This is a genomic window from Corynebacterium sp. HMSC074C05 (assembly GCF_001838325.1).
In the GTDB taxonomy this organism is placed as follows: domain Bacteria; phylum Actinomycetota; class Actinomycetes; order Mycobacteriales; family Mycobacteriaceae; genus Corynebacterium; species Corynebacterium amycolatum.
Genome location: NZ_KV836283.1, coordinates 91,779 through 105,822, shown reverse-complemented (window position 1 = coordinate 105,822; position 14,044 = coordinate 91,779). Strand labels below are relative to the sequence as shown.

The 14,044-nt window shown below is 59.1% G+C and carries 12 protein-coding genes; 7 read left to right on the top strand and 5 right to left on the bottom strand.

The window, feature by feature from the left end; all coding sequences use genetic code 11:
* Positions 1–125: 125 nt before the first annotated feature.
* A complete protein-coding gene (locus tag HMPREF3042_RS02580) occupies positions 126–1,607 on the bottom strand; it encodes a carboxyl transferase domain-containing protein (RefSeq protein WP_070855978.1) in 1,482 nt (493 codons plus the stop codon).
* A gap of 108 nt (positions 1,608–1,715) precedes the next feature.
* Between HMPREF3042_RS02580 and HMPREF3042_RS02575 the strand changes: the two genes are divergently transcribed.
* Positions 1,716–2,702 (top strand): ribokinase, encoded by a 987-nt coding sequence (locus tag HMPREF3042_RS02575; RefSeq protein ID WP_070855977.1) that lies wholly within the window; start codon positions 1,716–1,718, stop codon positions 2,700–2,702.
* A 92-nt stretch (positions 2,703–2,794) separates the two neighbouring features.
* On the opposite strand, the gene HMPREF3042_RS02570 is transcribed toward HMPREF3042_RS02575, so the two are convergent.
* Genes HMPREF3042_RS02570 through HMPREF3042_RS02555 form a run of 4 tightly spaced genes read right to left on the bottom strand, consistent with a single transcriptional unit; the run spans position 2,795 to position 5,858 of the window.
* Positions 2,795–4,060: an ABC transporter permease gene (locus HMPREF3042_RS02570; RefSeq protein WP_070549881.1), complete on the bottom strand. Its 1,266-nt coding sequence runs from the start codon at positions 4,058–4,060 to the stop codon at positions 2,795–2,797.
* Positions 4,057–4,962, bottom strand: a complete 906-nt coding sequence (locus HMPREF3042_RS02565) for an ABC transporter ATP-binding protein (RefSeq protein WP_070545916.1) — start codon at positions 4,960–4,962, stop codon at positions 4,057–4,059. The genes HMPREF3042_RS02570 and HMPREF3042_RS02565 overlap by 4 nt, the downstream gene beginning before the upstream one ends.
* 60 nt (positions 4,963–5,022) lie before the next feature.
* Positions 5,023–5,592 carry a hypothetical protein gene (locus HMPREF3042_RS02560; RefSeq protein WP_070545918.1) on the bottom strand — a complete coding sequence of 190 codons (570 nt, stop codon included), beginning with the start codon at positions 5,590–5,592 and terminating at the stop codon, positions 5,023–5,025.
* Between the two features lie 2 nt (positions 5,593–5,594).
* Positions 5,595–5,858, bottom strand: a complete 264-nt coding sequence (locus HMPREF3042_RS02555; protein ID WP_070545920.1) for a helix-turn-helix transcriptional regulator — start codon at positions 5,856–5,858, stop codon at positions 5,595–5,597.
* Positions 5,859–5,990: 132 nt separating this feature from the next.
* On the opposite strand from HMPREF3042_RS02555, the gene HMPREF3042_RS02550 reads away from it, so the two are divergent.
* The 6 genes from HMPREF3042_RS02550 (at position 5,991) to gcvT (ending at position 13,878) form a co-directional block, all read left to right on the top strand.
* Positions 5,991–6,857 carry an aldo/keto reductase gene (locus HMPREF3042_RS02550; RefSeq protein ID WP_070855976.1) on the top strand — a complete coding sequence of 289 codons (867 nt, stop codon included), beginning with the start codon at positions 5,991–5,993 and terminating at the stop codon, positions 6,855–6,857.
* A gap of 61 nt (positions 6,858–6,918) precedes the next feature.
* Positions 6,919–7,671, top strand: coding sequence for an enoyl-CoA hydratase (locus HMPREF3042_RS02545; protein ID WP_070855975.1), 753 nt, complete (start codon positions 6,919–6,921; stop codon positions 7,669–7,671).
* Between the two features lie 41 nt (positions 7,672–7,712).
* Positions 7,713–10,166 carry an HAD-IC family P-type ATPase gene (locus HMPREF3042_RS02540; protein ID WP_070855974.1) on the top strand — a complete coding sequence of 818 codons (2,454 nt, stop codon included), beginning with the start codon at positions 7,713–7,715 and terminating at the stop codon, positions 10,164–10,166.
* A 226-nt stretch (positions 10,167–10,392) separates the two neighbouring features.
* Entirely contained in the window at positions 10,393–10,770 is a 378-nt protein-coding gene (locus tag HMPREF3042_RS02535) for a DUF485 domain-containing protein (RefSeq protein ID WP_070628817.1), read from the top strand.
* A 2-nt stretch (positions 10,771–10,772) separates the two neighbouring features.
* On the top strand, positions 10,773–12,425 hold the full coding sequence (locus HMPREF3042_RS02530; protein WP_070628818.1) for a solute symporter family protein: 1,653 nt from the start codon (positions 10,773–10,775) through the stop codon (positions 12,423–12,425).
* A gap of 280 nt (positions 12,426–12,705) precedes the next feature.
* Entirely contained in the window at positions 12,706–13,878 is a 1,173-nt protein-coding gene (gene gcvT / locus HMPREF3042_RS02525; protein WP_070628819.1) for a glycine cleavage system aminomethyltransferase GcvT, read from the top strand.
* The last annotated feature ends 166 nt before the right edge of the window (positions 13,879–14,044 follow it).

The following is a 14,044-nucleotide window of genomic DNA, read 5'->3' as shown; positions in this document are numbered from 1 at the left end:
GTGGTGATGCATTCACCGCCTGAACCTACCTGCCCAAAAGTGTCATAAACCCAGTCACTTTCTTGCTTTTTGAGGTTGGGGTGGGGCTGAAGGCCCGAACCAGGCCCACACCAGCCTCCGGCTCCCTACTCGCTCAGTGCGAAGCGACGGTAGTGGTCGAAACGTTGCTCACGGCCAACGCGAGCCGGGTTCTTCTCCAGTTCCCACAGGGCGTGCTCGATAGCGCTCAGAGCACGGCGGGGCAGTTCGGCCGGATCCGCAGGTTCGGCCACGATCTCGTCGATGACCCCGGTCTTCAGCATGGCCTCGGCGCCAACGCCCTGTTCCTCCATCATTTCTGGAGCATGCTCGGTATCTCGGTAGATAATCGCCGAAGCACCCTCCGGCGGCAACGGAGACATCCACGCATCGTGCATTGCCAGCACGCGGTCAGAGGGCAGCATGGCCAGCGCGCCACCACCGCAGCCCTGGCCGAGAATGAGAGACACAGTTGGGGCCTTCAAGTTCACCAGCGTGGTCAAGGTGCGGGCAATCTCGCCGGCCATGGCATTTTCCTCGGCATCTTTGGTCAACTCAGCGCCGGGGGTATCAATGACCGTGACCAGCGGAATGTTCAGGCTCTCCGCAATGCGCATCGCGCGGCGGGCAAAACGCAGCGAACCCGGCCCCATTGGGTGTGTGCCCAGCGGCGGCTGGTTATGGCGGTCCTGGGCGACCAAAATCACCGGCCGCTCACCAATCCGCGCTAGGCGAGCCCGGACCGACAGCGATTTGTGGCCATCGCCAGTGCCGGAGATTGGCACGGAGCAGTCGACAAGGGCATCGATAATATCGCCGCCACCTGGACGAGAAGTATCGCGGGTGCGCAGGATAGCTTCCCAGGTATCGCGACCATCAATGGCTGCTGCTGGCGGTGGGGTGGGTTCGCTGGGGTCTCCGTCGGCAAGCACGTCGATGGTGCGGCGGACAGCGCCGCGCAGACCTTCGAGCGGAATGATGCCGTCGATAATGCCTTGCTTGAACAGGTTCTCGGAGGTCTGAACGCCTTCGGGCATGGGTTCGCCGGTAGCGAGCTCGACGACGCGCGGGCCGAGGAAGCCGAGAAGCGCGCCGGGCTCTGCGAAAGTGAAGTGACCTGCCGACCCCCACGACGCCATGACACCGCCGGTGGTGGGATTGCGCAGGTATACCAGGAAGGGCAAGTGAGAATCCTTGTGGCGCGCCACTGCGGTGGTAATAGAGATCATGAGCGCGAACGCCGCGGTGCCCTCCTGCATGCGAGTGCCGCCCGAGGTTGGTGAGAGCAACAGCGGCAGCTGCTCCGCGGTCGCGCGCTCGATGCTGCGGATAATCCGGCGAGCGGTAGCGGTGCCGATAGAACCGCCGAGGAAGCCGAACTCAGAACAGATGACGGCGACGCGCTTGCCGCCGACGGTGCCTTCGCCGGTGATAACGGCCTCATCGAGACCTGTTTTATCAGAGGCGCGGGACAGTGTGCCGCGGTAGGCCTCGTCGATGTCGCCGTGCTCGGGCGCGCCGTCCCAGGATGTGAAACTTCCGTGGTCGAGGACGGTATCTATTACTTGTTGGGCGCTGATTCTAGCCATACCTCCACGGTAGTAAACAAGGGGTAAACCGGCTTAGTTGATGGTGGGCGGAAAGGGGTAGCGCTATTGTCGGAAAAAACATGTCCGCACTACCGAGGAGTCGAACCAATGCCGATTACTGAGCGCCTCACCGAGCTGGCTGATCAGAGGCCAAACGTATGTGTCGTCGGTTCCATCAACGCAGACCTGACTGTCACTGTGAAGCGCCTGCCGCATGGTGGTGAGACTATCGAGGGGAGTCCCTTGCGTATTTTGCCGGGCGGTAAGTCGGCGAATCAGGCGGCGACGGCTGGCAGGCTGGGCGCGGCCGTGGAACTGGTCGGCGCGGTCGGTTCGGATCCCAACGCACAGTTGCTGCGCGACGCGCTTACCGACGCTCACGTGGACATCTCCGCAGTTGAGACCGTCGACTCTGCCACTGGTACAGCCATGATTGTTGTTGATGATGCGGCGGAGAATTTCATTGTCATCTCCGCTGGCGCCAATGGCGAAGTCGATGCTGAGACGGTGCGCAGTCATGCGGACAAGATTCAGCGGGCGGGGTGCCTCGGTGTGTGTCTGGAGATTTGTGATGAGGCGGTCCTGGCCGCCGCGCAGATTGCCCACGATGCGGGTGTGCCGGTGGTGTTCAACCTGTCGCCGATTCGGGCGGTCAGTGAGGAGCTGCTCGAGCTGGTCGATGTCCTCATTGTCAACGAGCACGAACTCGCAGCCATCATCGGCTCCGAGCGCGCGGTCGCCGGTTGCGAGCACGGTCAGTGGGATGCGGTTGGGCGCGCGCTTGCCGACGAACACGGGATTTCCACGGCCATTGTCACACTTGGCGGGGAGGGGTCTGCGGTCCTGAGGACGTCGGAAAGCGAGGTGTCAATCACACGCATTCCGGCGCTGCCCATCGAGGTCGTGGATACCACGGGATGCGGTGACGCGTACATGGGCACGATTCTCACTGCGTTGGCCGCAGGTGATGATGTGGTGACGGCAGCTCATCTTGCGGCTGTGGTCTCGGCGCATGCGGCGACTGGCGTGGGGGCACAGACCTCCTATGGCGAGACAGGAAAAATCGCGCAGTTTGCGGCGGACCATGGTCTATAAGGTGCGCTGAGCAAACTACGCGATTGACGAGTATTCGGTTTAGGTGACTGCGGCCGAAGGGGGCCACGCTCCTTTTTTGGGCAGGGCTGGGGCTAGCTCTTGGCCGTTAGGGCCTTCTTCCAGCTGACCGCGGCACCGGTGCGCAGGACATTGCGCGGGTAGATCCAGGCTGCGAGTGCGATGACTGCGGCTACTCCCACAACCATGATTAGCAGTGAGGCAACCAACTGGAGTGCGGAGAAATTGCCAACGGCATACTGCAACGGAGCGGTGGTGATGGAAACCGGCGGAATCCACGAGGCAATCTGCATGACGGTAGAGTCCAGCTTGCTCCAGCCAAACAGCGGAACATACATCGTAATCAGCGAGAACACCAGTACCGGCATCTGTGCGCCCTGGAAATCTTCCATACGGCTGACCAGTGATGCGGAGGCTGCATACAGCGCGGCGAAGAAGAAGTAACCGAGGATGAAGCACGGGACCAGCAGCCAGACTGCGGACCACGGGACATCGAAGCTCTCCGCCAATCCGGTAATCATGAGGGCAACTGCGGCGCTGGCGGTCAGCACACTCATCATGATGATGCCGGCCAGACCGGCGCCGAGGATCTTGCCGGCCAACAGGTGCGCCGGGCGGACTGTCGAGAGAATGATCTCGATGACACGGGAGGACTTCTCCTCGATGACGCTGGTGGCCACTGCGCCACCGAAGACGAGGATGGCGGTCATCATGACCATCACACCGATTAGCGTGATGAGCATCGCAGGCATCTTCTCGTCTTTTGCTTCATCCAGGGATTCCACCGACACGGCTGCGCTTTGAGTCTTGGAGAAAAACTCGCCGGGGTTGATTCCGTTTTCGCTGAGCAGCATGGCTTCGTTCTGTTTCTGCAGCGACTCCTGCAGCATTGGGGCTAGCCAGGATGGGGCGTCGTCGGCAAGCAGCTTCCACGAGCCCTCCTTGCCTTCTGCGGTGTCGGGGACGAGAGCGGCGTCGGCATCACCGTCGGTGACGGCAGCGCGAGCGGCCTTGTCGTCTGCCGCGGACGTAATCTCCAACGGTGACAGTGATGCCGTGGCAAATGCGCCGGCTGCGGCATCCGCACCTTCAGCATCTTTCATTTCGGCGGTGGCGTCGGCGAGAGAGTCCGCGAACGGCGCTTCTCCGACGACCGCGATCTTGACAGCGTCATTATCGGACTTGGAAGTCATGTAGTCGGCAACGAAGATACCGCCGACGACCGCCACTGCCATGATGATGAGCGTGATCAGCGAGCTCTTCTTCAGTAGATGCTCGCGGAGTTCGCGGACGAAAACGGTCTTGACGGCCGTTGAGGCGTTGTAAGTGTTGGTGCTCATTGCTGTACGGCCTCCTGGTAGAGCTCGGTAAGTGGAATTTGCAGAGGTCCGAACGAACGGACCGTTCCCGCTGCCATTGCGCTGTGCAGTAGCTTCTGGTCGGTGTCGGCTGGGGCGTCGGAATCGAGGTGAACGACGGTGGAGCCGTGGGCCTCGCGCTCCACGCTTGTTACGCCTTCGACAGAGGTCGCCCAATCCTGGGACGCGCTATCGAGCTTGACGACGAAAGCCCGTGGACCACGTGCTCGGAGCTCATCAACGGTGCCTTCCACGAGCATGCGGCCGTCGCGGATGATGCCGACGCGGTCACACATACGCTCAACGAGATCGAGCTGGTGGGAAGAGAACACAATCGGGGTGCCTCGGTCGGCGTACTCCTTGAGTACGGAGCTCATCACCTTGACCGCAACTGGGTCGAGGCCGGAGAAGGGCTCGTCGAGGACGAGTACCTCCGGGTCGTGGACGAGGGAGGCGGCCAGCTGCACTCGCTGCTGATTTCCGAGCGAGAGCGTGTCGACCTTGTCGTTGGCGCGCTCAGTGAGACCGAGGCGCGCCAACAAGTTGTCGGCGTTGGACTCCGCGCGCTTGGTGGGCACACCGTGCAAGCGAGCAAAGTAGATCAGCTGCTTGCGGACTTCAGCCTTCGGGTAGAGACCGCGTTCTTCTGGCATGTAGCCAATCGTGCGGCGCAGCGAGTCATTCATCGGGGTATTGCCGATGCGCACTTCGCCTTTATCGGTGGCCAGCACGCCGAGGGCAATGCGCATGGTGGTGGTCTTGCCGGCACCGTTAGAGCCGACGAAGCCGTAGATTTCTCCAGGGTGAACTTGGAAGCTCATGCCACGGAGAACCTGCAGGTCTCCGTAGGACTTCTCAAGCCCGTCAAGAATGAGGCTGTTCATGGTGATCCTTAGATTGAGGAGTGAAGGGCAGAGGAGGGATGTGAGTTTTTTGAGCCAGTGCTAGTCGTCCCGCAGGTTCCAGGCATAGACGACGGTGGGAAGCGAGGAAATGTAAAGGAAAGCGATAATTCCGAAGATTCCGAAGCTGTACGGAATGTAGTGTCCCCAGTCAGGCTGCGCGTTCAGAACATAGGTGCCCACCAGAACTAGAGCGAGGAAGGACACTAGGCCGAAGTAGATGAAGCAGCGGTATGTCAGTCCGCGCAGGTTCAAAATTTGTTCTTGCTGGTACTCGTCCAGCAGTGAGGTGGGTGCACTGTCGACCATGTCGACTGTGATGTTGAGGCTGGTCCAGACGACAATCACAATGAGGGAAATCACTGGCCAGAGCAGAGAAAGCCAGCCCGGGAAAATATCGGTCAGAGTGCCGAGAAGCGCGATGCCACTAATCAGCATCAGCACAAGGCATACCTCGAATGCGATGACCAGCTTTCGCCGCGCCGCCTGGTTGCGCCATTTGGGCAGCCAGCTCGACATCTGCTCGACGCGCTTTGTGTACTTCGCTTCGCGCCGAGCTTCTAGCTTCTCGAAAAAGCTCGGTGTTGCGTTTTCAGTCCGAATAGTTGGCATCGTTAGCTTTCCTTTCGGTATAGGGCAGAGGACATGGGCTTGAATTCCTCGCGAGAGAACACCGCCTCAACGGGGAGATCGAACACCGCGCAGATACGAAATGCCAGATCCAGGCTGGGGTAGTGGTCACCTCGCTCCAACGCACCAATCGTTTGAGGATTGACCTCTACTTGTTTGGCTAGTTCGGCTCGGCTGAGTCCGTGTTCTGCCCGCAGCACTGAAATTCTGTTGAATATCTGTTCTTTGGGTTTAATCTTTGGGGACACACCCCAAAGTGTTGTATAAACGCAACGTTCCGTCAACCGTTTGCAACAAAATGAATGGCAATCACTTTTTTAAATCGCAGGTCAGCGGGGCAGAAAAATCTAAAAAATTTTCAGTCCGTACACTCGGTTGGCATGACCACACTCGATCTGAAGTACGATGCAGCGACAACCGGAATTGTCAACGTGGAAATGGTTGATGGTAACGCCATCCCGATTCTGGGGTTTGGTACCTACAAGCTCGACGATGAGCAAGCGCGTGAATCCGTGCGCTATGCCCTGGAGCTCGGATACCGTCACATCGACACCGCATCGCTCTATGGCAATGAGCGTGGAGTTGGGCAGGGAATTACTGATGCGGTCGCTGCGAACGTCGTAAAGCGTGAAGATATCTTCGTGACCACGAAGGTCTGGAACGATGCGCAGGAGACGGCGGCGACGCGCGAATCCGTGCAGGCATCTTTGGAGCGGCTCGGCCTTGACTATGTTGACCTGGTGCTTGTGCACTGGCCGGTGGTGAATCAGGGGACGTTTGGGCAGTGCTTCGACACGCTGCTAGAGCTCAAGCGCGAGGGGCTGATTCGCTCGGTTGGTGTGGCGAACTTCTACCCAGAGGTCCTCGACCAGCTCTCCGAGGTTCCGGTGGTCAACCAAATTGAGCTGCATCCGCAGTTCCCGCAGGATGAGCAGATCGCAGACGATCGCCGTCGTGGCATCGTTACGCAGGCGTGGTCGCCACTGGGGCGCGCGAAGTACTTTGAAGGTTCGCCGATTGCTGAAATCGCAGACCGCCTGGGTAAAACTCCCGCCCAAGTTGCTATCCGCTGGCACCTCCAGCGTGGCATCGTGGCCATCCCGAAGTCGGGTACGCCGTCGCGCATCAAGGAGAACTTTCAGGTCTCCGACTTTGAGCTGACCGACGAGGACATGGAGACGATTGCGTCGATGGCGCGTGCCGACGGGCGCCTGAGCGGCGACCCGCGGGTATTCGGCAACGAATAAGCGAATTTAGATTTGCTTATAGCCCCATCACTATTGGTGTTTCGCGGGTAGCCTAAATGCTATGACGAACCCAGCATCTGAAATCCGCGTCGAAGCCGACGGCGCGATTGTCACTATCACCATTGATCGAGATTATAAGCGCAACTCCCTGACTGCCGACGTGTGTCGTGAGATTGCCGATGCGGTGGAAGCTGCCGCTGAGGTTCCCGAGCAGCGCGTTATCCTGCTGCGCGGCGAAGGTCGTGCCTTCTGTGCGGGTGCTGACCTGAGCGGTCAGCATCACGACGATTCCTTCCATGAGCAGCTACGTCGAATGCTGCGCACGATCGAGGCCAGCCGACTGGTGGTTATTGCGGATGTGCAGGGGCCGGCCGTTGGCGCTGGCATGCAGCTGGCGATGGCAGCTGATTTGCGCGTCGTTGGCGAGCGCGGTTGGTTTATGATTCCGCCGGTCAAGCTCGGTATCGCTGTCGATGCTTGGACTATTCGCCGCGTACGCGTACTCGTCGGCGGTGCCCGTGCCCGCACTATTTTGTTGGCGGCCGAGCGCATGGATCAGGAAGCCGCCCGCGGTTGCGGTCTGGCTTCCTACCTTGGTGGTCCGGACACGGCGGAGGAGGTAGCGCTCCGTATCGCCACCTACGCGCCACTGTCACTGGCCTACCACAAGGCAGTGCTCAACGACGATGAGACACATAGCCCGTTGAAGGACTACCAGCAGGAGCTCTACGACACAGTTTGGGCTTCCGAGGACGCCGCGGAGGCATCGAAGGCGCGAGCTGAAAAGCGCGAACCGAATTTCATTGGCAAATAGGTCGAATAGGTTCAGCAATTAGGCGAATAGGGTAGGCAGTCATGGGCTCGTGGAAAACTCCCGACAGCGGTCTTACTCAACAGCAGGTCCAGCAACGCATCGAGGTGGGGCACGTTAACGAGCTGCCGCCAACATCCGGGCGCAGTGTGTGGGACATCATCCGTGCCAATGTGTTTACCCGGATTAACGGTATTCTCGCTGTGTTATTTGCAGTCGTGCTCTATACCGGCTCAATCGTCAACGGCGCCTTTGGTCTGCTGATTATCGCCAACTCTATCGTCGGCATCATCCAAGAACTGCGTGCTAAGCGCACACTGGACAAGCTTTCCATTGTCGGCCGTGCAAAGCCCATGGTCATTCGCGACGGGGAGCCGGCTCGCGAGATCGACCGCGAGTCCGTCGTCCTCGACGATCTCATCGAGGTCGGCCCCGGCGATCAAATCGTCGTTGACGGTATTCTCCGCTACGCCTCTGACGTGGCCGTCGATGAATCCTCTCTCACCGGTGAATCCGATGCCGTCGATAAGAGCGTTGGGGACATGGTCTACTCGGGTTCCTCGGTCGTGGTGGGGTCAGCGCGATATCAGGCCACCAAAGTGGGCAAGGAGGCTTACGCCGCCAAGCTCGCAGCTGAGGCCAACAAGTTCACGCTTGCTGATTCCCAGCTCTTCCGCGGCATCAACAAGATTCTGACCTACATTTCCTGGATTCTCATTCCCGTCGGCGCTCTGGCAATCTATACGCAGCTCTTTGTCGCCGGCGATGATCTCAATGATGCGCTACTGGGGATGGTCGCCACGCTGGTGCCCATGGTTCCTGAGGGGCTTGTTCTCATGACCACCATCGCATTTGCCCTCGGCGTGGTGCGCTTGGGGCGACATCGAGTGCTGGTTAATGAGTTGCCCGCCATCGAAGGTCTCGCGCGCGTTGACACCGTGTGCGTCGACAAAACCGGCACACTCACCGAAAACGCGATGCAGCTGGTGGAAGTCGATATCGTATCGGGTGACGGTACTTCCCGCGATGAGCTCGACTCTGTGCTCATCAATCTTTGCAAGCTCGACGATCGCCCCAACGCAACGGCTCGCGCACTGCTCAATGGGCTTGCGGACGCAGGGGACGTCGTAAAGCATGAGCAGACCGAAACCCGCCCCTTCACTTCAGCGAATAAGTGGTCGGCGCTGACGTATCACGGCGGTGCGACGTGGGTTTTCGGCGCGCCCGATGTGCTTGTCGACGACTCCGCGGTCGGCATGCAGAAAGCTCGGCAGCTTATGGAGGAAGGACTTCGTGTGCTCCTGCTCGCGCGGACCTCAGTTGGGGCAGATGGCCTGCCCGGCGGTGCGCTGCGGAAGAGTGGCGAGGTGGAGTTGGAGCCGGTCGCACTTGTCGTGCTAGGGCAGAAGGTGCGTTCAGATGCGGCGGACACGGTGGCCTACTTCTATGAAGAAGGTGTCGAGGTCAAGGTCATTTCTGGTGACAATGACCGCTCCGTGGGGGCTGTTGCACGTGAGCTGGAAATGCAGGGGGCTAACAACCCTGTCGATGCTTCTGAGCTTCCGGCGAGCCGCGATGATGGTAGCGAAGCCAAGCCCACCGAGATCCGCAACGAGTTTGCAGACATTGTGGAGTCGCGGCAGATCTTCGGCCGTGTCACGGCGGAGAACAAGCGCGATATGGTCCATGCGCTGCAGTCGCGCGGACATCATGTGGCGATGACCGGTGATGGCGTCAATGATGTGCTGGCACTGAAAGCGGCAAATCTGGGCGTGGCCATGGGTGATGGGGCGCCGGCAACACGTTCGGTTGCGCAGTTGGTGCTGTTGGATAATCGCTTCGCCGTGATGCCGATGATTGTGGCCGAGGGCCGTCGCGTCATTGGCAATATCGAGCGCGTGGCCAACCTCTTTTTGACGAAGACCATCTACTCGGTGGTATTGGCGCTGGCTGTGGGGCTGTGGGGGATGGATTACCCCTTCGAGCCAATCCACGTAACTATTACGGGCTGGTTCACGATTGGAATCCCGGCCTTCGTTCTGTCGTTGGCTCCTAACTGGGAGCGTGCGCGCGATGGTTTTGTGCGGCGCGTGTTGCGTCTAGCGATACCGGCCGGCATTACGGTAGGCCTGTTGACCTTTATGTTTTGGCTGTGGGTAAACCCGGGAGTCGACGCCAGCGATGTGGCACGAGGGGAGGCATCGACTGCGACACTCATCGTGCTGATTGTTTCAGCATTTTGGGTTTTGGTGGTCGTGGCTAGGCCATACACCTGGTGGAAGGTGTTGTTGCTGGCGGTGTCGGCAGGTGCGTACCTGTTCATCTTCTCGGTTCGATCAGTGGCTTCGGTGCTTAATCTGTACTGGGTGGGGCAGGAGCTGTTGATTCCCGCGCTGATTGTAGGCGCCATCGGTGCGGCCATTATCGAGGCGCTGTGGTGGTGGCGTCAGAGTAGGCCATTGCCGGAAGAAGTGGAGAATACGAGCACAACAGCGTAAATGGGGGTAGTAAAAGGTCTCCTCAAGTATGCAGGTAATGGCGTTTTTGGGGGTGCCTTAAGGCTCGCTGAGAAGTAGTTAGTCGCATTTAACTTCTTTGCTAACTGTGTTCCAGGTAACTTTGTTTCAACACCTAATGAAAAGTGTGGTGCATGGCACGCCAGTAGGGTGGCTGTGCTGAACCTCATTACGAACACCTGCATAACTTCCTGGAAAGGATTAGCCCGTGTCCGCAACTCCCATGCCGGCAGGCCGGCATAAGCCACAGGCGGCTGAGTACCGCTACGTGCAAAACTCAGCGCAGTTCCAAGAGCTCCGCTCTACATTCCGTTCATTCGCCATCCCGATGACCGTTGCAGGTCTGGTGTGGTACATCGCATTCGTTCTGTTTGCGACGTTTGCGCCGGACCTCATGGCAACTCCCGTACTGGGCAACATCAACCTGGGCATTGTCCTTGGTCTGCTCCAGTTCGTGACCACCTTCGCCATCACTTGGGTGTACATCAACTTCGCCAACAAGAAGCTTGAGCCGATGCAGGCAGAGCTGCGCGAGGCACTGGAAAGCGGAGAAATCGCTGAAATCGTCGCAAAGAAGGAGGCATAGACATGCTGACCAGTTTCTTTGCTGCAGATGACACTGCAGCAGCAGGTAACCCGATTCTCAACATCGCGGTCTTCGTCGCCTTCATTGTTGCGACCATGTTCATCGTTACTCGCGTGGGCAAGGGCGGAAACAAGGGAGCATCGGACTTCTACACCGGTGGTGCACAGTTCTCCGGTACCCAAAACGGTCTTGCCATCGCAGGTGACTACCTCTCGGCGGCTTCCTTCCTCGGTATCGTCGGCGCCATTGCGCTGACTGGTTACGACGGATTCCTTTACTCCATCGGCTTCTTCGTAGCCTGGCTGGTTGCGCTGCTGTTGGTTGCAGAGCCACTGCGTAACGTCGGTAAGTTCACCATGGCCGACGTGCTGTCCTTCCGTCTTAAGCAGCGTCCGGTCCGTACCGCAGCTGCTATCTCCACTCTCGCAGTGACCCTGTTCTACCTCATCGCGCAGATGGCCGGTGCAGGTTCCCTGGTCGCCGTGCTGCTCAACATTCACGACTCCACTCAGCAGTCCATCGTTGTCGCAGTCGTCGGCATCATCATGGTTGCCTACGTTCTCATCGGTGGCATGAAGGGCACCACTTACGTGCAGATGATTAAGGCCGTCCTGCTGGTCGGTGCTGTCATCATCATGACCCTGATCATTCTGGTGGGTGTTAAGGGCAACTTCTCCCAGCTACTGCAGGACGCAGTGGACATGCACGCGAGCTCCGACTCCATCGCCGAAAAGGGCTACGAAGCCTCCGCCATTCTTGAACCGGGTCTGAAGTACGGTGGCTCCTTCGTTCAGCAGCTCGACTTCATCTCTCTGGGCCTGGCGCTGGTGCTCGGTGTCGCTGGTCTGCCACACGTGCTCATGCGCTTCTACACGGTGCCGACCGCAAAGGAAGCTCGTAAGTCCGTGACTTGGGCAATCATCCTCATCGGTGGTTTCTACCTGCTGACCCTGGTGCTCGGCTACGGTGCAGCTGCACTCGTCGGTCCGGACCGCATCATGGCCGCGCCGGGCGGAGCCAACGCTGCCGCTCCGCTGCTGGCCTTCGAAATCGGTGGCTCCATCTTCATGGCAGTGGTCTCCGCAGTGGCGTTCGCTACCGTGCTAGCAGTGGTCGCTGGTCTGGCAATTACCGCTTCCGCTTCTGTTGGTCAGGACCTCTACCAGGCCGTGATCCGCAAGGGACAGGCAACGGAAGCCGAGCAGGTTCGCGTCTCCCGCATCACCGTTATCGTGCTGGGTGTTGTCGCCATTATCCTCGGCATCCTGGCCATGGGGCAGAACGTCGCCTTCCTGGTGTCACTGGCCTTCGCAGTGGCCGCATCCGCAAACGTTCCGACCATCCTGATGTCCCTGTTCTGGAAGCGCTTCAACACCGCAGGCGCAGTTGCCTCCATGTACACCGGTGTCATCGCCTCGCTGGTTCTGATTATCTTCTCCCCGGCAGTTTCTGGCAGCGAGTCCTCGATGATTCCGTCTGTTGACTTCTCCTGGTTCCCGCTGACCTCGCCGGGTCTGCTCGCAATCCCGCTGGCGTTCTTGGCGGGCATCATCGCCACCTTCATGGGTAAGCCGGATAACTTCGATGACCTGGCAGCTGAGATGGAAGTTCGCTCCCTGACCGGTGTCGGTACCGAGGCTGCGGTTGATCACTAATAACTACTGAGTCCTTGGCTGGCAACGCTGCCCGAACAGCTCAGCCAATCTCAATTAACTGAATTGACAAATGCAAAGGCCCCGCTATCGTCACTGGTAGCGGGGCCTTTGTAGTGGGCGCGGGGTCGTCGTCAAGCGTGTGCGAATCAGTGCATGATAGTTAATGGACGGGGGCTGTTGCCCTAGCTCCGCAGGGGCTCGCGGAAGCGGGCGCGGAGTCTTAGATATAAGGTGGGAAAGTAACAATCTGGTTTGCCCCACCGCAATAATTGGAGTGTGTATGACTGACAATTCTGGCGCTTCTGAGAACAACAATTCTTTCCGTAGCGCCCTGCATGATGAGCACGTAAGCCTTGGCGCAGAAATGCGCAATGTTGGTGGCTACGAAGTGCCGTTCCGCTACTCTTCGGAAATTGCAGAGCACAACGCAGTGCGTGAGGCCGTTGGTGTTTTCGACCTGTCGCTGATGGGTATTATCCGCGTCACTGGTGAGGATGCGGCGGCGTTTCTTGCACACTCCCTGATCTCGGCAATCAAGCCGCTGGCGTTGGGCCGTGCCAAGTACACCATGATTGTGCAGGAAGACGGCGGCATTATTGATGACCTCATCATTTACCGTCTCGGTAGTCACGAATTCATGCTGGTGCAGAATGCCGCAGCCGCTGAAGATGTGTACTCGACGCTGCGCGAGCGCGTTGGTGGCTACAACGTCGAGGTTGAGCGCATGAATGATAAGAATGTGCTCCTGGCCATTCAGGGGCCGAAGGCTGCGAAGCTTCTGCGCCGTCTGCTGCCGCAGGATCTGCACGCGACTCTCGATGGCATGAACTACTACTCTTGCACTCTGCTCGAGGTCGCAGGTGTGGAAATGATTGTTGCCCGAACCGGCTACACTGGTGAGGACGGCTTCGAGATCTTCCCGCCGGCTGACCGCGCCGTCGAGGTCTGGCGTGCAATCATTGCAGCAGGTGGCAAGGTGGAAAATCCGGAGGATCCGGCTGACAACGGCGCTGACCTCGGCCTGCTGCCGTGTGGTCTGGCCTGCCGCGACACCCTGCGTCTTGAGGCCGGTATGCCGCTCTATGGTTACGAGCTGACTCGAGACCGTACTCCGCTGGAGGCCGGCCTGAAGTCCATTATGGGGCCGACCAAGGGGCAGTTTATTGGTCGCAATGCACTTATTAATCGTCCGCAGTCGAAGGAGCTGCTCGTTGGTCTGCGTTTCTCCGGTGATGAAGCTCCGAAGCGTGGCACCAAGCTCATTGATGCGGAAGGTAACGAGGTTGGTGTGCTGACTTCCGCCAAGGTGTCGCCGACTTTGGGCCACCCCATCGGTTTTGCATATGTTCAGCGTTGGCAGTCCTCCACTGGCACTGAGCTGACCGTCGAAGGCACCGACATTACCGCCACCGTCGTGCCGACGCCGTTCTACAACCGCCGTCACCGCAAGTAGTGAAGCCCGCGTGTTCGGTCGCGTTGTGGCGAGCCGAAGTTTCGTTCACTCTCGCCATTGCCTGAGTGGTTCTGCAATCACAAGAATCCGCTGCAGTATTGTTGCAGCGGATTTTGGTGTTTTAGGGCGAGCTAGCGCACCTTACCTAACGGAGCCCCGAGCCGAC